The organism is Ktedonobacter sp. SOSP1-52 (assembly GCF_016587395.1).
Genome location: NZ_BNJH01000001.1, coordinates 1,821,563 through 1,839,461 on the forward strand (window position 1 = coordinate 1,821,563; position 17,899 = coordinate 1,839,461).

Annotated in this window: 24 protein-coding genes; 14 read left to right on the forward strand and 10 right to left on the reverse strand. The window is 54.8% G+C overall.

Annotation, left to right across the window (positions count from 1 at the left end):
• Window positions 1-68: 68 nt before the first annotated feature.
• Window positions 69-950, reverse strand: coding sequence for an oxidoreductase C-terminal domain-containing protein (locus JMJ16_RS08405; RefSeq protein ID WP_236601274.1), 882 nt, complete (start codon window positions 948-950; stop codon window positions 69-71).
• Between the two features lies 1 nt (window position 951).
• On the opposite strand from JMJ16_RS08405, the gene JMJ16_RS08410 reads away from it, so the two are divergent.
• From JMJ16_RS08410 to JMJ16_RS08430, 7 genes are all read left to right on the forward strand, one after another.
• The gene (locus JMJ16_RS08410) at window positions 952-1,290 is read left to right on the forward strand and encodes a hypothetical protein (protein ID WP_201380220.1); all 339 of its coding nucleotides are present in this window, start codon (window positions 952-954) and stop codon (window positions 1,288-1,290) included.
• 121 nt (window positions 1,291-1,411) lie between these two features.
• Window positions 1,412-1,852: a hypothetical protein gene (locus tag JMJ16_RS08415; protein ID WP_201380222.1), complete on the forward strand. Its 441-nt coding sequence runs from the start codon at window positions 1,412-1,414 to the stop codon at window positions 1,850-1,852.
• Window positions 1,735-2,262: a transposase gene (locus tag JMJ16_RS08420; protein WP_201380231.1), complete on the forward strand. Its 528-nt coding sequence runs from the start codon at window positions 1,735-1,737 to the stop codon at window positions 2,260-2,262. The genes JMJ16_RS08415 and JMJ16_RS08420 overlap by 118 nt, the downstream gene beginning before the upstream one ends.
• Window positions 2,263-2,386: 124 nt before the next feature.
• Window positions 2,387-2,833: a hypothetical protein gene (locus tag JMJ16_RS53790; protein ID WP_236601275.1), complete on the forward strand. Its 447-nt coding sequence runs from the start codon at window positions 2,387-2,389 to the stop codon at window positions 2,831-2,833.
• The gene (locus tag JMJ16_RS53795; RefSeq protein WP_236601276.1) at window positions 2,830-3,171 is read left to right on the forward strand and encodes a hypothetical protein; all 342 of its coding nucleotides are present in this window, start codon (window positions 2,830-2,832) and stop codon (window positions 3,169-3,171) included. The genes JMJ16_RS53790 and JMJ16_RS53795 overlap by 4 nt, the downstream gene beginning before the upstream one ends.
• Complete coding sequence (locus tag JMJ16_RS53800; protein WP_236601277.1) at window positions 3,143-4,348, forward strand: hypothetical protein; 1,206 nt, start codon at window positions 3,143-3,145, stop codon at window positions 4,346-4,348. The genes JMJ16_RS53795 and JMJ16_RS53800 overlap by 29 nt, the downstream gene beginning before the upstream one ends.
• Window positions 4,349-5,096: 748 nt before the next feature.
• Window positions 5,097-5,525 carry a VOC family protein gene (locus tag JMJ16_RS08430; protein WP_201380233.1) on the forward strand — a complete coding sequence of 143 codons (429 nt, stop codon included), beginning with the start codon at window positions 5,097-5,099 and terminating at the stop codon, window positions 5,523-5,525.
• A 35-nt stretch (window positions 5,526-5,560) separates the two neighbouring features.
• On the opposite strand, the gene JMJ16_RS08435 is transcribed toward JMJ16_RS08430, so the two are convergent.
• On the reverse strand, window positions 5,561-6,076 hold the full coding sequence (locus JMJ16_RS08435; RefSeq protein ID WP_236601278.1) for a transposase: 516 nt from the start codon (window positions 6,074-6,076) through the stop codon (window positions 5,561-5,563).
• 8 nt (window positions 6,077-6,084) lie between these two features.
• Here JMJ16_RS08435 and JMJ16_RS08440 point away from each other — a divergent pair, with 8 nt between their 5' ends.
• On the forward strand, window positions 6,085-6,930 hold the full coding sequence (locus JMJ16_RS08440; RefSeq protein ID WP_201380235.1) for an LLM class flavin-dependent oxidoreductase: 846 nt from the start codon (window positions 6,085-6,087) through the stop codon (window positions 6,928-6,930).
• Between the two features lie 286 nt (window positions 6,931-7,216).
• Here the strand turns inward: JMJ16_RS08440 and JMJ16_RS08445 are convergent, their stop codons facing one another.
• Window positions 7,217-7,510: a hypothetical protein gene (locus JMJ16_RS08445; RefSeq protein ID WP_236601279.1), complete on the reverse strand. Its 294-nt coding sequence runs from the start codon at window positions 7,508-7,510 to the stop codon at window positions 7,217-7,219.
• A gap of 1 nt (window position 7,511) precedes the next feature.
• Between JMJ16_RS08445 and JMJ16_RS08450 the strand changes: the two genes are divergently transcribed.
• Entirely contained in the window at window positions 7,512-7,703 is a 192-nt protein-coding gene (locus JMJ16_RS08450) for a hypothetical protein (RefSeq protein ID WP_201380239.1), read from the forward strand.
• Between the two features lie 287 nt (window positions 7,704-7,990).
• Here JMJ16_RS08450 and JMJ16_RS08455 read toward each other — a convergent pair whose 3' ends face one another.
• The 5 genes from JMJ16_RS08455 to JMJ16_RS08470 form a co-directional block, all read right to left on the reverse strand.
• Complete coding sequence (locus JMJ16_RS08455) at window positions 7,991-8,206, reverse strand: hypothetical protein (RefSeq protein WP_236601280.1); 216 nt, start codon at window positions 8,204-8,206, stop codon at window positions 7,991-7,993.
• A 228-nt stretch (window positions 8,207-8,434) separates the two neighbouring features.
• Complete coding sequence (locus JMJ16_RS53805) at window positions 8,435-8,914, reverse strand: transposase (protein WP_236601122.1); 480 nt, start codon at window positions 8,912-8,914, stop codon at window positions 8,435-8,437.
• 26 nt (window positions 8,915-8,940) lie between these two features.
• Entirely contained in the window at window positions 8,941-9,441 is a 501-nt protein-coding gene (locus JMJ16_RS53810) for an IS630 family transposase (RefSeq protein ID WP_236601123.1), read from the reverse strand.
• A 136-nt stretch (window positions 9,442-9,577) separates the two neighbouring features.
• Window positions 9,578-12,595: a LuxR C-terminal-related transcriptional regulator gene (locus tag JMJ16_RS08465; RefSeq protein ID WP_201380241.1), complete on the reverse strand. Its 3,018-nt coding sequence runs from the start codon at window positions 12,593-12,595 to the stop codon at window positions 9,578-9,580.
• A 159-nt stretch (window positions 12,596-12,754) separates the two neighbouring features.
• Entirely contained in the window at window positions 12,755-13,765 is a 1,011-nt protein-coding gene (locus JMJ16_RS08470) for an aldo/keto reductase (RefSeq protein WP_201380243.1), read from the reverse strand.
• A gap of 335 nt (window positions 13,766-14,100) precedes the next feature.
• On the opposite strand from JMJ16_RS08470, the gene JMJ16_RS08475 reads away from it, so the two are divergent.
• The gene (locus tag JMJ16_RS08475; RefSeq protein ID WP_201380252.1) at window positions 14,101-14,244 is read left to right on the forward strand and encodes a transposase; all 144 of its coding nucleotides are present in this window, start codon (window positions 14,101-14,103) and stop codon (window positions 14,242-14,244) included.
• Between the two features lie 65 nt (window positions 14,245-14,309).
• On the opposite strand, the gene JMJ16_RS08480 is transcribed toward JMJ16_RS08475, so the two are convergent.
• Entirely contained in the window at window positions 14,310-15,131 is an 822-nt protein-coding gene (locus JMJ16_RS08480) for an IS6 family transposase (RefSeq protein ID WP_201380254.1), read from the reverse strand.
• Window positions 15,132-15,232: 101 nt separating this feature from the next.
• On the opposite strand from JMJ16_RS08480, the gene JMJ16_RS08485 reads away from it, so the two are divergent.
• A complete protein-coding gene (locus JMJ16_RS08485) occupies window positions 15,233-15,589 on the forward strand; it encodes a transposase (protein WP_201380256.1) in 357 nt (118 codons plus the stop codon).
• A 330-nt stretch (window positions 15,590-15,919) separates the two neighbouring features.
• On the opposite strand, the gene JMJ16_RS08490 is transcribed toward JMJ16_RS08485, so the two are convergent.
• The gene (locus tag JMJ16_RS08490; RefSeq protein ID WP_201380258.1) at window positions 15,920-16,171 is read right to left on the reverse strand and encodes a hypothetical protein; all 252 of its coding nucleotides are present in this window, start codon (window positions 16,169-16,171) and stop codon (window positions 15,920-15,922) included.
• Window positions 16,172-16,263: 92 nt separating this feature from the next.
• Here JMJ16_RS08490 and JMJ16_RS08495 point away from each other — a divergent pair, with 92 nt between their 5' ends.
• The 3 genes from JMJ16_RS08495 to JMJ16_RS08505 all read left to right on the forward strand — a co-directional run bounded on the left by JMJ16_RS08495 (window position 16,264) and on the right by JMJ16_RS08505 (window position 17,863).
• Window positions 16,264-16,899, forward strand: a complete 636-nt coding sequence (locus JMJ16_RS08495; protein ID WP_201380260.1) for a TetR/AcrR family transcriptional regulator — start codon at window positions 16,264-16,266, stop codon at window positions 16,897-16,899.
• 65 nt (window positions 16,900-16,964) lie between these two features.
• Entirely contained in the window at window positions 16,965-17,126 is a 162-nt protein-coding gene (locus tag JMJ16_RS08500; protein WP_201380262.1) for a hypothetical protein, read from the forward strand.
• On the forward strand, window positions 17,123-17,863 hold the full coding sequence (locus JMJ16_RS08505) for an HNH endonuclease (protein ID WP_236601283.1): 741 nt from the start codon (window positions 17,123-17,125) through the stop codon (window positions 17,861-17,863). Before JMJ16_RS08500 ends, JMJ16_RS08505 begins: the two co-directional genes overlap by 4 nt.
• Window positions 17,864-17,899: the final 36 nt, after the last annotated feature.

Below are 17,899 nucleotides of genomic sequence, written 5' to 3' on the forward strand. Positions count from 1 at the left end.
TGCGACCATCGTCACGTGGGTGCTGGCTGTTCACCTTTCTTTGCATGGCTGCCAGCTCTATTGTTCAGCTATGATTCTCGTTGCGCATCCCGTGGGACCCGCGGGTCCAAGAGCTTGAGTACCTCTTCCGTAAGCCTCTGTTCCGGTGTACTCGGGCCGGCACCCGTGGGTACGGCACCCGGATCGTGGGTGGGCTGTCCACGCTTCGGAAAGCCTGCCAGTAAGGGATGCAACTCAGTTGGCCCATTGGAGGCGTGCAGCTCTGGCGGAAACGGCGCACGGGCCTCGATCAGTCCTTGATAGGCTGGTAAGGACCTGGGCGCGTTGACGGCAACCGCCGCGACGATGTGGCCCTGATGACCGTAAGCAGCGACCAGGCGACGCTCCTCGATCGACCCCTGGGTCAGGACGATGGTATCGGCAATGGTGGGCAGACCGATGGCCTTGATATTGACCCCGAACTGGTTGGACCAGAAGGAGGGCAGATGTTTGTGCGCGCAGCGCGTCGCCGAACTGGCCAGCATGTTATGAGCCGCGGTCTCAGCCTGGGTGACAGCGTTGCTCCAGTGCTCGACCAGCAGGAGTTGCCCGTCATAGAGGGGGTGGGGCCAGCGGGCCACGTCTCCTGCGACGAAAATGTCATCGGTGACCACCCCATCGGCATCAAAGGCGCGACAGGACGCATCGCATACCACCCCGCGTTCGTCAGCGGCCAGTCCAGCGCCCTGTAACCACGCTGTATTGCGCAGAGAGCCCAGGGCCACCACGGCCACCTCCACGTCCAGGTCGTTGCCATCGGAGAGCTGCGCGCGGCGCAGCTTCTTCTGGGCATCACCCTCCAGTTCCAATCCGCAGAACATCACGGCGGATCGGGGTATTGCGGCGCTGTCCCCGAACGACATCTGGATAGTTGGACAGTCCAATACTTCGGGGGTAATAGGATACTCCACAATGGCTCAACACTGGGACGGCAAGAGCTGGAGCATAGTTCCCACGCCTAACCCGACCCTGATCCAGTCACTCTACGGTGTTGCGGAGTCTGCGAGCAATGATGTCTGGGCGGTTGGCGCGCAGATGAACAGCTCCGATCCCATCGCTCCGCTTAATACGTTGACAATGCACTGGGATGGCAAAAGCTGGAACATCGTCACAAGTCCAAATCTTAGCACTGATGGGAATATTCTGCAGGGCGTCACCCATGCGTCAGGCAGCGAGCAGGTCTGGACAGCAGGTGACACCTATATCGGTTTTGAGGAATTAGATTCCCTGATCATGCACACCTGCCCATAACGTGCGTTATGTACCTACTTCTGTATTCTTACTAATATGCTTTGTGCTAATTGCTGACAAAAAAAGAGAACTGTAGTACGCTTCCGTTTGAAAAGCAAACACAAACAAGGAGCGTACCAGAATGCTAGACAAAGCGACAGTTCTCACCACACTTTTTACCATAGTTGACGACACAATGAAAGGGTCAGTTGTGATCCAGCAAGCCTTAGAGCGACCCGAACCCGCCCCACAGCTTTCCGATAGCGAGGTAGTGTCCATCGCCCTGTATCAGGAACTCATTGGAGAACCACGAGAAGATCACTTCTTCCGGTTGTACCAAGAGCAGTTGCGGCCCTTCCTCCCTATGCTCAATGAACGCAGCCGCTACAATCGCCGCAAACGGGCGTTGTGGGCGGTCATCTTGGCCGTTCGAGCCAGCTTGCACCTGGTGCAAGAGGCCTGCAAATGGAAGAGACCGCTGCCATTGACTCGGCCCCTGTTCCCTGTGTCAGCTACAAACGCAGCCAGAAGACGAGCGATTTCGCTGGTTCTGCCGACTATGGCGTATGCACCAGCAAAGTGATGAAGTGCTTTGGATGCAAGCTCCATAGCCTGGTGAGTCTCTCAGGCGTGGTTCTGGGCTTCTTGCTGACTCCAGCCAGTCACTATGACAATCAGCCCGTAGTGGAACTGCTCGACTCGGTTGACCATCACCTCAAGCAACTGCTTGGGGATGGGGCTTACAATGATCAAGCGCTCCAGGAGTACCTGGAACACGCTTGCTCGTTGCGCTTGTTGGCTCCCGTCAAAGCGAACCAGCCCGCCAAGCGCTCTCCGGCGGCTCAAAAGGCGCTCAATCGCTTGCGCCTGATCTGTGAAACGGTCAATGCCAATTGCAAGAGCAGTTTCACCTCTCCAAGCACTATGCTAAGAGCGCTTGGGGACTCTTCACGCGCATTGCCGTCAAGGTCACCGCTCACAGTGCTGGCATGATGCTCAACACGCTGTGGGGGCGATCTCCTCTCAAGTTAGCTGACTTGGCTGTCTAAACTATTAGCACAAAGCGTATATATCTCACAGGTTGCCCAAATTGACACAAGGAGGATACGCTCGTAGTATGACGCGTTCTTCGGTAACTATCCAGATGACGCCGGACCCCTTGCCCTCGACCCCTTCCTGGATGGGAGAAGTGGCAGCCTTTGCTCAGGTGCTTTCACACACGGGAATCCTGAAAGCGCTTCAGGAGCAGGTGCGCTTCGCCCGTGCACGCTTTGGTCAGTACGATCTCATCGATTTTGTCGCTGTGCTGATCGGCTATGTCCTTTCGGGTGAGCCGACGCTTCTGGCGTTTTACGACCAGCTTACTCCGTTCGCCAGCGAATTCATGGCCCTCTTTGGCCGCAATCAATTGCCTCATCGCTCCACCCTGTCCCGATATCTCTCGGCTCTTGATCAAGCAAGTGTGGAGGCGCTTCGGACACTCTTTCAAAAGGATCTGTTGGCGCGATCGCCGTTTCCCTCTCCTGGGGCTTGTTTGACCGAACTGGTCGGAAATGGCTGGTGATTGATGTCGATGGAACCCGACAAGCAGCCCGCCAACGCGCGTTGCCGCAGACCGACGCGTTGCCTGCTCCTCATCGGCGGTTTGATCAGGTCTGCGCACCGGGCTATCACGGCAGGAAACAAGGAGAAGTGGTGAGGACCCGGACAGTTGTGCTTCAGGCACATACGCATCAGCTGCTCGGCACGTTTGGCGGCCCTGGCAACGGCGATTACCGGGGGGAGTTGCGACGAGCGATTGGGGTGATTACCAGCTACGCTACGCACCTGGGGGTTGCTCCCGCCTTCATGCTTGTACGATTGGATGGCTTGTATGGTGACGCGGCTCCCCTCCTCGGCTGAGTTGAGCGTGATTGTGAGAAGTCGGGCCTACCACCTGCTCGATTTGGAGCAGGTGCAATCTCGGCTGCTGCGCGCTCCAGATCAGGTCAGCACACACCCCGAAAGTGGCATGCAGCGCTCGCTCTATGACTGTGCGTCCGTGCCCTTGACGCCAGCCGGACCCGAGGTGCGCTTGGTCATCGCGACGCATGCGGGAACCTCCTCCGACCCCGCCGTTGGCGTCGAGCGCGACGGGATGATCTACGAACTCTTTGTCAGCACCCTTCCCTCCCCGGCGTTTACGGCCTCGGATGTCCTGGATCTCTATCTGCATCGTGGCTCATTTGAAACCGTGCTGGCTGATGAAGACAAAGAGCAGGAGATGGATCGTTGGTACTCTCATACGCCGTGTGGCCAGGAATTTGCCCAAATCCTGGCGCAGTGGGCATGGAATGTCCGCCTGGAACTGGGGCAGCAGCTCTCTCAAACCGAACTGCGCACGACTGAATTTGCTCCCGCGCACGAAGCCAAAGCTTCCTCGATCGACGAGACTGGATCTGCGAAAGCACCTCCTCCTGCCATCGTCTATGGTCCACCGCGATGGGCACGCCCATCTTTTACGCACGGTTTCCCTGGTTCCGCATTTACTCCGCAACCAGATGGCACACTGCGTTGCCCTGCCAATCATCCGCTCTATCTCCAGGAGCGACGTCCCGAGCACAATGGTTCCCTGCGGGTCTTGTATGCCGCGCGTATTGGCCATTGTCGTTCCTGTCCTCTGCGGGCGCAGTGCCAGGAAAGCAGCACGACGCTGAAACCACGATGGGTGAGTGCGGTGCTCTGGCCGTCTCACTCGAATTCCTCGCCGCCTCCTGACTCACCACCTGCCCTCTTTCCATTTGCTCCGGTGCTCTGGCGCGACTGGTCACGCTGTAGCATCCGGCGAACCTGGATCAAAGTGGTCCGCAGCCAAACCATCTGCCTGGAAAGCTCCTCTCCGCTCTCGCTATCACTCGCAACAATGCCTGCTGAGAAGATCTTGACCCGGGCTGAGCGTGCTCATTGGCGTCTCTCCTGGCAGCAGCGCCTGGCGCGTAATGCCCGTCCAGCGGATGCTCCTCGACTGATCGTCACGCTTCACGGACTGCCAGCCATCTTTGCTTCCTCGTTTGGCTTTGATCTGCTTGCCACGGCCTAATCGGTCGCCACTGATGATGTTTCTGGCCTTGATGCCATCTGACCTGACCGCTTTTCTTGAATGGATGCAATTTAATGATTAGCGTTTTCTTGACCTTCGTTCAGATGGTGGGTCAATGGGAGCCCTGTTTCTCCATTTCCTTGAGGTTATCTCGTTGCACAACACGTGGGTCTCTGGGATGCACATGTACAGGCGCATGGGTACAGTCCCTATGTCTATGCGCCTGATCATCCTGCTTTGATGCCACTACGCAATAGAATGTACAGCTTGGTCGGGTATCGCCAATTTCCTACACGATATCCACCTGGAGCAGAACTGTTCTTTTTCCTGAGCTACGCTCTGACCCCCGGCTCACCTCTTGGTCTCAAAGGCTTGCTAGCGCTCTGCGATATTCTGACGAGTATAGTTCTCACGCTGCTCTTCTTGAAAAAGCGGATCGACGCTCGCAGAGTTCTTATTTACGCTTGGTGCCCATTACCAATTATTGAGTTTGCACTTGAAGAGCATCAATATGCCCTTGTGATCTTCTGGACTGTGCTGGCAGTGCTTTGTTCTCTCAGCTCGAAGAGGCTATGGCGAGTGGCAATGGGTTGCTGCATTGGGCTTGCTGTATTGGCAAAGCTCTATCCACTGATCCTTTCTGGGTAGTTCTCGTGACGGAAACGCTTTCAAACTACCGAGAAGCTGGGTACGTCGGCAATCCCTTCTTTGTGATATTCTTAATAGAAAATATTTTCCAGAGGTGTTTATGCCAACGCAGAGTCGTTTCACAGGGATAACTCAACAGGTTAAGGTGCCGGATATCGAGGCGGGGCGAGATTTTTATGCCCGTTTGTTTGGTCGCAACCCCGATGTTGAGCCGCACGAGGATTTCAAAGAGTGGGAACTCGTCCCTACGAGCTGGCTTCAACTCGCGGAAGGTACTCCCGAACCTGCAGGCAGGCTGCATCTGGGAGTGCAAGATCTGGCTAGCGAGCGGGTGCGGGTCCAAAGGGAGCTTGGCATCACTTGTAGCCAAATCGAGCGCATTCCAGGGTTAGCCGCGTGGTTCAATTTTGAAGACCCTTGGGGCAATCGTCTCGGCTTCTTTCAAGATCTGGCTATCGATGGTGAGCCTTTTCTTCCTGGCGGCAGGGTGCACGACGCTTTTTCAGAAATACTGGGAGAAAAAGAATAGCTTCCCTAGAAACTTCGTTCCTTGCCTGGAAAGGTTCAGCCCCCGAGGGAATCGAAACACCTTTTGAGCATGAGGTCAATAGTTGACCTCAAAATGGAAATGCGATTGCCCTGAGAAATGTTTGTGTTCTTTGCATCTCTGTTTTCCGTCATGAAGACGGCCTGGATAGGGAAAGTCTCCTCTGACGGATAGGAGAAAGAATCGCAGACGCGCTGCTTGAGCTCGCTCGCTGTCAAAAGTCGAGTGGGCTCAACAATCGCTCGTTTGCCGTGAACCCATTTCGGCTCGATCCGATTCAGCCAGGGACTCTTGGTTGGCAACCAACAGGGGATGATGCGCACCCTTGCTGTGTCAGTCCGGGCTTCTTGCAGCACTGTCTGATGGTGCTCACGTCTCCAGGTTCTGACCTGCTTACTCACATGCCAGGAGGCGTTATCCCAAATAAGCAGCAGGACCTGCTTGCCCTGTGCGTGGACCTGTTTGCATATCCACTCCAGAAAATCCGTCGTCACTTGGCTGACAGGACGACCTTCTACAAAGCGCAGATGCATCCGAACCTGTGCAGTTTGCCATTGATATCCCTCACTTTGGTCCATTCAGTGACCCGCATCTTGTCGCCGAACTGGCGCATGAAGCCGAAGAATCAGGCTGGGATGGATTCTTCCTCTGGGATCACATTAACTACAAATTGACTGGAACGTCAGAACCGCTGCTCATCGCCGATCCCTGGATCCAACTGGCTGCCATTGCATTGCGCACCAAACACATTAAGCTGGGGCCAATGGTCACGGCGTTGCCACGCCATCGTCCCTGGAAGCTGGCACGAGAAACCGTCACCCTCGACCAGCTCTCTGGAGGGCGTCTCATCCTTGGTATTGGCCTAGGGAGTGACCGCAGCGGAGAATATCGTGATTTTGGCGAGACCACTGATGCGAGAGTTCGCGGAGAGATGCTCGATGAGGGGCTTGATGTCCTGACACAGCTTTGGAGTGGTGAAGAGGTCTGCTATGAGGGACAGCATTATCAGCTCTCGCAGGTGCAATTTCTGCCCAAACCTGTTCAGCAACCTCGCATCCCAATCTGGATCGCGGGCAACTGGCCCCACAAAAAGCCTTTTCGCCGCGCAGCGAAGTTCGATGGCGTTTTCCCCCAGATACTTGAACGTTCCCTCACGCCGGAAGACTTCCGTGAGATCCTTGGCTATACCCATGCCCAGAGGATGCAAACAAACCCTTTCGAGGCGCTTGCCTTTGGACTGACGAACGGAATCGACAAAGCGCAGGATGCGGTACACGTCGCCTCATTTGCCCAGGCAGGTGCCACCTGGTGGTTGGAGCACTTCTACCCTCGTCACACGGTTGAGCAGGTCCGCCTGCGTATTCACCAGGGACCACCGCGCTTTTGATGGCAAGCCACCCTATACAAGGTGGCGGAACGATACTCACCTATATGGGGGAGCCAGCAATCACGGTGTTTGCTGTTGGTCGCTTGGCTTCCTCCTCTCACGTTCCCTTCAAGATCTCTTGCTTCAAAACGTTTGATAGCCTCTCTACGTTTTATTTCTCTAAATTACACGGAAGAAGCCTACTATATCGCACATTGTATCTTTTCGTCAAAAAAACACTTAAGGGCCAAATGCGCTGTTTCCGGCTTAGCGGAAAAGTCAGAAACATCTCACTGCTTGCTCGCCCTTAGCGGAATCTATCGAGGAATTTATGTCGAGACCCCATGATGGTCCACACCGCGCGACGCCAGCGTTCTCTTCTTGCCGCAGCGGTTTGAATACCCACCAGATGAGAGTATGGCAATCGCTCATAGGCAACCAGGGCCGGAGCCAAGCCTTGCTGCAAACGATCTTGACGCACCAACTGATGAAGATACTCCACGGGATCAACAACTCCACTGCATTCCAATTCTTCCAAGAGAGTAAGCAGAGGAACTTCTCGCCTTTCCCGATCTTGTGTCTGGCGCACCAACAGCAACATCTTGCAACACAACCTTCCAGCTTGGCTCATCTGGGCGTTCGTGCATCTCCTCTTCCTGATTGGGTTTCGCAATCGGTATGTGACGCTCTTTCAGTGGGCCTGGAGCTACCTCACCTTTGAACGTGAGGCATGTCTCGTTTCCTATGAGGACGAAGAGGCGCTACGATCCCAGGCAAGTCGTGCGCATTCTTGACTTGGTAGTGTCAACGTAGCGAAAAATGTTGATCGTCGAATAACTTTTCGTTTTCCCTGACTCATATCATTTTTCGTGATTTGCCTAGAAGCTCTTCGGAAGCTCTTGTAAGGCATTTCGCTATTCAATGGTTCTGACACATTAATTAGCTCTTACGCAGGTTCGCTGATTTTTGAGAACAGATGAGGTACAAGGCAAAAGAACGGGCCTTCTGTTGCGTACGTCTTTGCTCATCTTGTTTTTCTGCTTGCTCTCTAGCAGAGAAGGTATCCACGTGAGGAGAGAAACTAGGAGGAAGCTGGTGAGGGAAGGAAGCGGTGAATGAGTTGCTCAAGCTGATCTATATGAAATGGTTTAGAGATGAGAGCGTCTACAGGCAAAGATAACTCAGGCCATATGTTGGCTGCGGTGAGTAGTACCATGCGCGGCGGCGCAATTCCCCTTGCGCTTGCTTCCTCACGTAACCCTTGCACCACACCAATCCCCCCCATAATGGGCATCATCACGTCCGTTCTTTATCTCCCCACTCTAACAGATCAGCTTTATTCTTGCAACACAACCCTCGCGTCAGCATAGGCCACAGGGTTAGCCCGATCTCTCTGGTCGGTTCCAGATATCGGTACATTGTCAGCGGGCTTCACACCTCGAAGCGTGCCACTCCTCGACGCATGCCGCTTCACCCTTCCATCGTTATCCAAATGGAGTCCTTCTACTGACATCGTGATAAGAAACTAAACTGAGTAGCCGCATTGCAGTGAACAACTACGAATAATGTCGCGTTTGTGACGTAATCGCTCTTTTGCTCGAAGCAGCTCTTGATACAAGTGATCGAGGTCCCGACAACAGAGATTGCCCATCTCGACGCGCTTGAGATACTGCCAGATGCCCTCATCTGGGTTGAGGTCGGGAGCGTAGCCTGGAAGTTGCTCCAAATGCAGTCGTTTGCCCATCTTCGTTTTGAGAAAGGTCTTGATCTCATGGTTGCGATGGATGGGAGAGCCATCCCAGATGATCAGGACCTTGCCGCTGATCTTACGCAACAGCACTTTCAGAAATCCGACCACTGCCTCCGCATCATAGGAGGTCTGGCGCACTTGCATGAAAAGCCGCCCATCCAGGGTAATCCCACTGATCGCGGAGAGGTGATCCCGTGTCAGTTTCACGCGCAGAAGAGGCGTTTGCCTGCGCGGAGCCCAAGTACGAACCGCCATTGGCAGCAGATAGAACCCAGCCTCATCTACCCAGAGGATGGTGTATTTCTCGTTTTCGGCTTTTTTTTAATCGCTGGCCAACGATCTTCATACCACTGCTTGATAGCTTCTTCATTCCGTTGCGTCGCCCGTTCGATTGGCTGTTGAGGACTCCAACCAGCTTCTCGTAACAGTCGTCCGGCGTGATCGGGATGGTAACGGACACCAAAGCTGCGATAGATCACTTCCGCGATCCGCTTCCCTGTCCAGACATCTCCCCGAAATCCATAGGCTTCTGCCCCCTCCACCAACAAGCCAGGAATCTGCGCTTGTTGCTCAATTGACAGTTTTGGCTTCACGCCTTTAGGAGGATGTGCTTTGAGTGCTTCTATGCCGCCTTCTCTTGCTTGTTTCATCCATTGGCTCACGGCTCCCTTACTTACCCCTAGTGCTTTGGCTATATCCTTTTGTTGCCATCCTTGTTGCTTCAGTTTCCATGCTTGTTTGCGTCGTTCTTCTCGCCAATCGGCTTTCTTTGGTGCTCCCATGCTGCCGATTCTATCACAGTTTACTTGCTTCCGTCGACGTCAGTAGACAACACTTCCACCCGTTAGTGGGCGCACACCAACAAGTTGACAATACCTTCTCCTGCGAGCGGCACAACCAGCTGCTGTACCATATCAATCACAGGATTCCTCTCTCTCTCGCTCTGGCAACCGCCTGGATGCGGTTCTGGGCCTCCAGTTTCTGGCACAGGTGCCTGATATGAACTTTGATCGTGCTCACCGCGACGATCAGTGTGTCGGCAATGGCTTGATTCGACATCCCGGTAGCGACCAATTGGAGGACCTCATACTCTCGCTCGCTTAAACTACCACGGGGTTCTGGCAAATTGAGGCTTCCACCGAACACATCAAGCAATTGGTGCGCATATCCCTTTGCGTTCCCTGCTCTCTCCATTCTCTGCATGAGTTTGTGCAAAGGCTCTCCCAGGTCAAGAAAGGTGCGCAGATAGCCTTCTGACCCTGCCAGATTGAGCGTCTCGCTCAGCAATTGCACGGCCTGTTGGTGTTTCTGCAATTCGAAGAGAGCGCTTGCCTGCAACGCCTGAACCACGAAGACGTTTCTCTGGTGTTTTCTCTGCCGCGTGACCGCTCCAACCGGGTCGAGCAGGTGGAGCACAGCGAGGTCCTTCCCTTCGGCCAGCCAGACCCTGGCGAGCATCAGCCGCTCGTTTTCCTGCCCATCGCCGGGCGCGTGCTCAATTCCTTGCTCGGCGTCAATCCCTCGTTGGCGGAGCGCCCACTTCGCCTTTCCCAGATCCCCCTGCAGGAGAGCCAGGTGAACGGCAATCGCTGCCATGCGTTCGCTCAGCCAGGTGACTTTTCCCATCAGCGCGATCTTTTCTGCCTGCCACACCTGCTGCCACCCTTGCTCGATCTCTCCCTGGGCTGCGGAGATGAGGGCCAGGAGACAGTAGCCAAAGAGGAGCGGTTTGATCTCCCCACAGCGTTCGCCCAGCTCGATCCCCAGGAGTGCATGACGCTGGGCTGCCGCGAGTTCATTGCGCTCGTAGCAGAGTTCGGCTAACCCGATATGGATAATACCCGCGACCGGCACTCGCGCCTGCTCTCTGTCTCCTGCAAGGTGCAGGGCGTACTGAAGAATGGCTTCAGCCTCGGTCAACTTGCCTTGATCCACACACGTCGCGGCCAGATAACGGCTGGCGAACAGAGCCGTGCGCAAGCTGCCCAGAGCAAAGCTGAGGTGTTGCGCTTCTGCCAGCATGCGGTAGGAATCGTCAAGATTCCTGCAGGCCCCGCTCAGGCCAAAGGCAACATCGGCACGCAGGAGTGCTCGCTCTTTCGGTAGGGCTTGTAGGGCCTGATGAGAAAACACGATCACCTGGGAAGTATCCTTGCGAAAGGCGGCCAGTCTGGCGCGCAGGGCCGCGATATCCCCGCGCAGTGTACCACTGGCCGCTGCTCCATGTCGTTCCTCGATGGCATAAAGCCGTGTTTCCACCACTTCCAGGTCACTGGATCCACTCAATAGCAAGGCCCAGGCATACAGGATCCCTAGATGTGGGTGCTCTTCGAGCGATCGATCAGGAAGCTTCTGCATCCAGGCTAGCAGCCTTCTCGCCTCACCTTTCTTCCACAGCCATTCCTCACCCATCTGCTCAAGCAGACGCTTGGCTCTCTCGCTGTCCTGCGCGGCAAGAGCATATTCCAGCGCCTCTTCTCTCATCCCCTGCTGTTCAGAGAAATCAGCTGCCCGTCGGTAGAGTGATGAGACGAGACAAGGCTGACTGCGTCGCACTTTCTCACAGAGGAATTCGCGAAAAAGGGCATGATACCGATACCGCTGGCGCTCTACATCCAGTGGGACCAGAAAGAGATTGGCGCGCGCGATGGTGTCGAGCAGACTCCGAGCGCATGCTTCGCTGTCCTGGGGTCCGTGGTCGTCATACATGGCTGCACACAATGCTGGAGTGAGTTCCGTCAGTAAGGCTGTCGAGAGGAGAAAACGTTGCACAGCCTCCGGCTGCCGGGCGAAGACCTCTTCGGCGAAATAGTCAAAAAGGGAACGCTGGCTTCCGGTGAAACGCGCCAGGACTTCGCCTGGAGGCTCGTGTCCTCGCATGGCCAGACTCACTACGTGCAGACCCGCGATCCATCCATCGAGCCGCTGCTCCAGCACATCCTGTTCTTCATCTGAGAGCACCACACCAGCGATGGTGTGCAGAAAACATCTGGTCTCGTCTGGTGTCAAGCGGAGATCGCTGGCGCGCAGCTCGACGAGTTCCCCATAGAAGCGAATTTTTCCCAGGACCAGTGGTGGCTCGCTCCGGCTGGCCAGAAGAAGATGGATGCTGGATGGCAGATGGGTCAGCAATACATTCATGTCCTCATGGATTTGGGGGTGGGTGATCACGTGGTAGTCGTCCAGAATGAGCACGCAGCGGAATCCTTTCCTCAAGGCGCTCACCTGGGTAGCCAAGACGGTTTCCAGGGGCATCTGGGGCGTCGAGGAGAACGGGAAAGTCACATCAATGTTCGCACGTTCCAGCCCGCCTCGCAGGGCACTCCAGATGCCGCTCCAGAAGCGGGCAGGATCATTGTCTCGTTCATCCAGGGTGAGCCAGGCAATGGCACGTTCGTTTCCCTGGTGTTGTCTGAAGCGTTCATACCATTTACTCAACAGCATGGTTTTCCCAAAGCCCGCCGGGGCGGTGACCAGTGTGAGCTTGACATTCAGGCTTTGATCGAGACGCTCTAGTAATGCCGTGCGTTCAATCATCCGGTCTGCGGAGAGGGAACGCGGAGGAGGAAGAAAGGGAGGTGCGACCACCGGCTGACGCAAGATATGCAGAACCGCGTTCGGCTGGTTGACCGAATGCCCAACCAGTCGGGAAGTCACCTCGCGCAGCCGCTCCAGGGTCAGATCTTCGCTGCGCCCAAGATAGGTCTTGGCCAGTTTCCCACCCTGACTCCGATAGGCGATCCAGTACCACCTGCCCCGTTTCCGGCGCTCCTTGCGCGCCGTAAATGAACCGGCTTCGTTCACAAAGAAAAAGGAACTGTTCTGCTCATCCGCCAGCCAGGAATACCACTGCTGCGACCCGACTGGCACTGCGGATTTTTTGCCCTCTGGCAATACCAGGATTTCTTGTTCAACGCGCGGCGTTGTTCGTGCCATTGTTTCTCTCATTCAGTCGATACCAAAAACGCATGTGCTTCCAGCATAAACTCCAAAAGCTCTGATTGTCAACAGGAGTCGCCGCCTGACGGAGCTTTTTGAGAGGTCAGTTCCCTCCGCTGGTGAGCCTGTGTGGAGGGAACTGGCAAGGACCCTGCTCTATCCCCTCGCAGCATTGTCACTCACCCGCCCCAGGATCTCCTCGATCTGGCGCATCTGGTGCTGGCTCAGCGGACCATACTGCATGGCTGCAACATTCTCCTCCACCTGTTTTACCGTCTTGAAACCAGGGATAGGAATACTCTGCTCATTGAATGCCCAGATCCATCCCAGCGCTCCTTGTGCCAGGGTCCGCCCATCAGCAGTTAAAATATCGCGCACCTGCTCTAGGCAAGCAAGGAGTCCCGGTAGACGCTCGCTGTTGAAGTAATTCCAGGAGAGCTGCGAGAGCCGAATATCCTCCGGCCCAATCTGCTTGCGTGATGTATATTTACCGGTCAGCAGCCCCATCGCCAGGGGACCACGATTGATGCACGCGAGCTGGTAGTCCTGACACACCGTGAGCACGTCCGAGTGGCGTTCAAAGAGATTGAGCTGGGTCTGGATGGCCAGGCAATGCTCTCCCTGGGCAAACAAGCGCGCTCGCTCAGCGTCATCAGTGCTCCAGCCATAGAAGCGGATCTTGCCCTCCGTTACCAACTGCTCTAGAATCTCACGGACTTCGAGCGCACGTTCGAGATCGTAGTCACCTAGATGGATTTGATACAGATCGATGTAATCAGTCTGTAGGCGGCGTAAGCTGTCTTCACAAGCCCGGCGCACGTAGGTTTGAGGATCGTTCATTGCTCCAGTTTTCATGCGCGTAGCTTCGTCAAACTGATTGCCAAATTTGGTGGCGATGAACACCTCGTGGCGACGTTTGCCCAATGCCTGCCCAAGAATACGTTCGCTATGCCCACAGCCGTAGACATCCGCAGTATCGAAGATGGTCACCCCAAGTTCCAGGGCCCGGTGGATCGCGCGAACAGACTCCTCATCATCGACGGAGCCATAGCCACTGACTACGTCTGGTGTTGAGAAGGGCCCGCCAATGGCCCAGCATCCCAAACCGAGCGCGCTGACCTCGATGGCACTTTTCCCAAGTGTGCGTCGCGTCATGGTATCGGTCATGTTCTGTTTCCTCTTTTCTCTGAAAGTATATTGTTCTACCGCAGTTTCCAATAACATGTCATGGGATACGTATCCGTTTTCATGCTTCAAGCATATATGGAAACGCGTTTTCTTCCATCCACCGGAAGGAGAAATGGTGGGAGTATTTTTCCAGAAACCCCAGAAGAGAATGCAACTGCTTTGCCTGCTTTGAGAAGCAGAAATCCTCTGCTTGTGGGTACGTATTTTTCCAGTTCCCTCCCAAACTTACCAAACGGTTTTGACACTGAGCTTACCCCACTTTTGTAGAGTAGTGAAATCTTCGGATATACTATTCTCGAAGGAGGAAAGAGATCATGCAGAAAAAGCAGAAGACCTATCCGCCCGAATTTAAGCGGGAAGCCGTGAGACTGGCGCAGACAAGTGGCAAACCGATTACGCAGATTGCGCGTGAGCTCGGCATTTCTGATACCTCTATCCACCAATGGCGCAAGGGGTAGTGTCAGAACTGAGAGCACAGAAACGCATAAGGAGTCCTGAGAATCTACTACTTGTGCGTTTCTCGCTATGAGGCTACTTGTATGAACGCTTTCAAGGCAGCAAGTCGTCGGGGGAAAGCTTGTCGTTGTTGTAAGAGTGAGACAAATGCTTTCATAGGAGAGCGGGAACGGAAATAGTTCCGTAATTCATCAAAGGCAGAACAGAAACGGGCTGCTGATTCGAAGCTTCCGAAGCCACGCATGGGATAATAGCGTTGCTTGATTCCTCGATGGTCTTGCTCCAACCGAGTATTCAAATACTTGTTTGTTCGATGCTGGACGTTGCTGCTCATCGTCTCACGTATGGCCCGTGGATAGGACGTATGGCCGTCCGTCGTCACTTGATCGGGAACGTGGCCCACGACATCAACGGCCTGCTGGAAAAACTGCTTGGCCGCCTCCATGTTCCTCTTCTCGCTCAGCCGAGAATCAACCAGATGGCCATCAGAATCGATGGCCCGATACAAGTAGCACCACTTTCCATGCACCTTAAGGTACGTTTCGTCGACGTACCAGGATTTTCCCGCCTGTCCACGTCGCCGGGTTCGTAACTGCTCTGCGATCAGTGGAGCAAACCGCGTTTCCCAATCTCGGATGGCTTCATGTGTAAAGACAAAGCCGCGCTCGAGGAACATTTCGGCGACATCACGCAGGCTCAGTTTGTAGCGCAACCGCCACAAGACTGCGAGGAGGACGATGTCCGTGGGGAATTCAAGGGAGTGAAAGGGCGTACCGGTTCGCTCATTGAAAATAGGTCGGCAATGTGGGCAGAAGAACATTGCGTAGCCAAGTTTCGTTTTCTTCGCTCGTTCTCTGGTGCTCGTTGCTGTGCAATGGGGGCAGTTCATTGGTCAATGTTCCTCGTTCCGTCAGAATGCTGAGATTAGCATACCAGAAATACGACCCCTATGCCAAGATGGTGTCTGAGTTCTGACAGAACCCCTGTCCGGTGCGCTCTTCTTGTACCCAAGCAACTATTCTCCCTCGAACCGTGAGAGTGCGCTCAGAGCAAATTTGTGATGTGACCCAGAGGGCCAGAGCACGGCAGCAGACTCCTGAGTTCAAGGCCATCTATAGCAAACGAGCAGACATTGAGGGGACGCTATCGCAAGGGCTTCAAGCCTTCGAGCTCCGGCGGAGTCGCTACATCGGCGAAGCGAAGACTCATTTGCAGCATCTTTGGGTGGCAACCGCCCTCAATATTGTTCGTTTATTTGCCTGGCATGAACAGCGAACGCCTGAGCAGACCCGACGCTCCTGCTTTGCGGCCTTGGCTCCTTCACCGCCTGCTCTAGCTGCAGGGTGATTTCGCCAACAGTAATTCATGCGCCAGAAGCGCACCACTGCGCATGAAAAAGTGTTACACTGTACCCGAGAGAGGGCCATGTCAGAGATCGGATTGATACTCGCGCTACGAGCCGGACCAACAGTATGATTGAGGATGCCGCACAAGCACCACTGTCTGTCGCTCGCCGACCTCGGCGAAGCACGTATGGAAGAATTTGATCACGCTTGGCATCCCATCGCCCTCTCTCTAGATCTCATCCGATGGCGCCGACGCATCACCGGCCTCTTTCTTTTACCCTTTTTTCCCTCGTTTCGTTTCTTTCAGCACGTCACATCAGCGCACACTTTTTCATGGAAGGATCTTGACATACTGCCATGCTTGGAGAATGACCACCAACGCCAACATCGCCGGGGCGATTGGAGGGCGCCCTCGTTCCGCCTGGCGATACAGACTCATTAATTCTTCCTGGAACGCTTCGTTCATCAGTTCATGACGATGCTTTCGCAAAAAGACAAATAATTTGGCTTTCCAAATCCGTCTCATGACCGGCTCTTCGGACTGGGAGAGTTCAACTGACGGGTACCAATATGAAGGTTGCATCGTGATCCTCCTTGCTCTGCTCGTCGCTTTCGGACTCCTTCTTTCTCAGATGCCCTTGATATGATTCGTCTCATTTTGATATAATTCATATCATGAATGAGCAAAAAAAGGCTCCGAGCCGACTGCGGCAGGAGCATACGGAGAGAACACGCGATCTGATCATGGAAGGACTGATCCGCACGATGGCAGGCGGCGCGGTGACCTGGTCTATTCCGGAAGTCGCTCGCGAGTCAGGCGTGTCCGTGCCGACGATCTATCGCTATTTTCGCACGAAGCAAGAACTGGTTGAGGGATTGAGCGCCTATGTGGCGCGCAAAGCTGGCCTGGACTCGATGCAACCGCCACGTAGTCCACAGGAACTGGTTGCTATGGTGCGAGAAATATATCTGCGCTCAGAAGGCATGGGCGACGCGATGAAAATGGCCTTAGTCGGTGAACTGGCCCAGGAAATTCGCAAGGATTCGATGCCTGCGCGCCTCAAGATGATCGAGGCGGCTCTGGCTCCAGTGTTGGACTCATTCGCTGAGCAAGAGCGAGTTTATCTGGTACGTATGGTTCTCTTGTTCACCTCGTCGGCGCTCATTCGCGCCTTCGATCAGTATCTCGATCTTACAGGTGCCGAGGCCGCTGATACGATCAGTTGGGCCATTCTGACGCTGACCCGCGCTGGCTCATCCAATGAGGGGAGCGCATCGCTCTTATCTGAAGAAGAGCGCGAAATGGAATAGCGGGATAAGCGATAGCGTGGCTGAGAGAGCTAGGGGACCCACATATCAAGGAAAGGTTTCTCTTTATGTATACTTCTTCACTCCAGGACATCTCTCAGTACAATCGAGCAATGGTAGGAGGCAAAGCACTTAATCTGAGCAAAATGATCTCGGCGGGCCTGCCAGTTCCTTCCGGTGGACACGCACAAATGTTGGAGAAAACTTTCTCGACCCGATTACCCCATTGAGCGCAACACTCTGGCCAACTTTCTTTCTGCTTGGTTGTCTGCCCTCACAGGAAGAACGCGCTCCTGGTGCGCCTTCTTTACCACTGCTCGGCGAGCGCTTCTATGGACGTATGTATGTCAATGAAGGCGCGCTCATTCATGGTGCCATGGAAATGGGCGTCCCAACGAGCCTTCTGGATATCACCTGGGGCACGAGTGGCCGTGGCATGCGCAATTCCGACGGCATCTTCAAAGCCTTGTGGGTTTGGGCGCAACGAAGACACCGCCACAAAACGCGCTGGTGGATCAAGGAGAAATACTGGCCGTCCGCTGGTCCGAATCGGTGGGTGTTCACGGGAATCCTCAAAGGCGAGGAAGGGCAGATCAGAGTGGTTCGCCTCCTTTCCGCCGACTCGATTCGTATCGAGCGACACACGAAAATTCGTGCTGAGGCCAATCCTTACGATCCTGCCTGGGAACCCTACTTCGAGAAACGGCTTGATGTGCAGACGGTCGGCACGCTCAAGGGGAAACGATGGCTGCTGCATCTCTGGAAAGAACAAGGGGGCCTCTGCCCAATCTGCCACCAAAAGATCACCAAAATCACGGGATGGCACAGCCATCATGTGCTCTGGCGATCCAAAGGAGGATCAGATCGAGCAGAAAATCGGGTGTTGCTGCATCCCACCTGTCATCAGCAAGTTCATAGCCAGGGTTTACACGTGGAGAAACCGCGTCCGGTGAAACGGGCGAAATGAGAGGCTTGAGCCGTGTGCTGCGAAAGCAGCACGCAC

Bases quoted from the DNA above. Each gene is read 5' to 3' on its own strand.
- JMJ16_RS08500 (WP_201380262.1), top strand. From the start codon at position 16,965: ATGTATACTTCTTCACTCCAGGACATCTCTCAGTACAATCGAGCAATG.
- JMJ16_RS08490 (WP_201380258.1), bottom strand. From the start codon at position 16,171: ATGCAACCTTCATATTGGTACCCGTCAGTTGAACTCTCCCAGTCCGAA.
- JMJ16_RS08455 (WP_236601280.1), bottom strand. From the start codon at position 8,206: ATGATGCCCATTATGGGGGGGATTGGTGTGGTGCAAGGGTTACGTGAG.
- JMJ16_RS53790 (WP_236601275.1), top strand. From the start codon at position 2,387: ATGACGCGTTCTTCGGTAACTATCCAGATGACGCCGGACCCCTTGCCC.
- JMJ16_RS08435 (WP_236601278.1), bottom strand. From the start codon at position 6,076: ATGCATCTGCGCTTTGTAGAAGGTCGTCCTGTCAGCCAAGTGACGACG.
- JMJ16_RS53805 (WP_236601122.1), bottom strand. From the start codon at position 8,914: ATGGCGGTTCGTACTTGGGCTCCGCGCAGGCAAACGCCTCTTCTGCGC.
- JMJ16_RS08495 (WP_201380260.1), top strand. From the start codon at position 16,264: ATGAATGAGCAAAAAAAGGCTCCGAGCCGACTGCGGCAGGAGCATACG.
- JMJ16_RS08475 (WP_201380252.1), top strand. From the start codon at position 14,101: ATGCAGAAAAAGCAGAAGACCTATCCGCCCGAATTTAAGCGGGAAGCC.
- JMJ16_RS53800 (WP_236601277.1), top strand. From the start codon at position 3,143: ATGGTGACGCGGCTCCCCTCCTCGGCTGAGTTGAGCGTGATTGTGAGA.
- JMJ16_RS08430 (WP_201380233.1), top strand. From the start codon at position 5,097: ATGCCAACGCAGAGTCGTTTCACAGGGATAACTCAACAGGTTAAGGTG.
- JMJ16_RS53810 (WP_236601123.1), bottom strand. From the start codon at position 9,441: ATGGGAGCACCAAAGAAAGCCGATTGGCGAGAAGAACGACGCAAACAA.
- JMJ16_RS08420 (WP_201380231.1), top strand. From the start codon at position 1,735: ATGGAAGAGACCGCTGCCATTGACTCGGCCCCTGTTCCCTGTGTCAGC.
- JMJ16_RS08445 (WP_236601279.1), bottom strand. From the start codon at position 7,510: ATGTTGCTGTTGGTGCGCCAGACACAAGATCGGGAAAGGCGAGAAGTT.
- JMJ16_RS08410 (WP_201380220.1), top strand. From the start codon at position 952: ATGGCTCAACACTGGGACGGCAAGAGCTGGAGCATAGTTCCCACGCCT.
- JMJ16_RS08415 (WP_201380222.1), top strand. From the start codon at position 1,412: ATGCTAGACAAAGCGACAGTTCTCACCACACTTTTTACCATAGTTGAC.
- JMJ16_RS08480 (WP_201380254.1), bottom strand. From the start codon at position 15,131: ATGAACTGCCCCCATTGCACAGCAACGAGCACCAGAGAACGAGCGAAG.
- JMJ16_RS08465 (WP_201380241.1), bottom strand. From the start codon at position 12,595: ATGGCACGAACAACGCCGCGCGTTGAACAAGAAATCCTGGTATTGCCA.
- JMJ16_RS08470 (WP_201380243.1), bottom strand. From the start codon at position 13,765: ATGACCGATACCATGACGCGACGCACACTTGGGAAAAGTGCCATCGAG.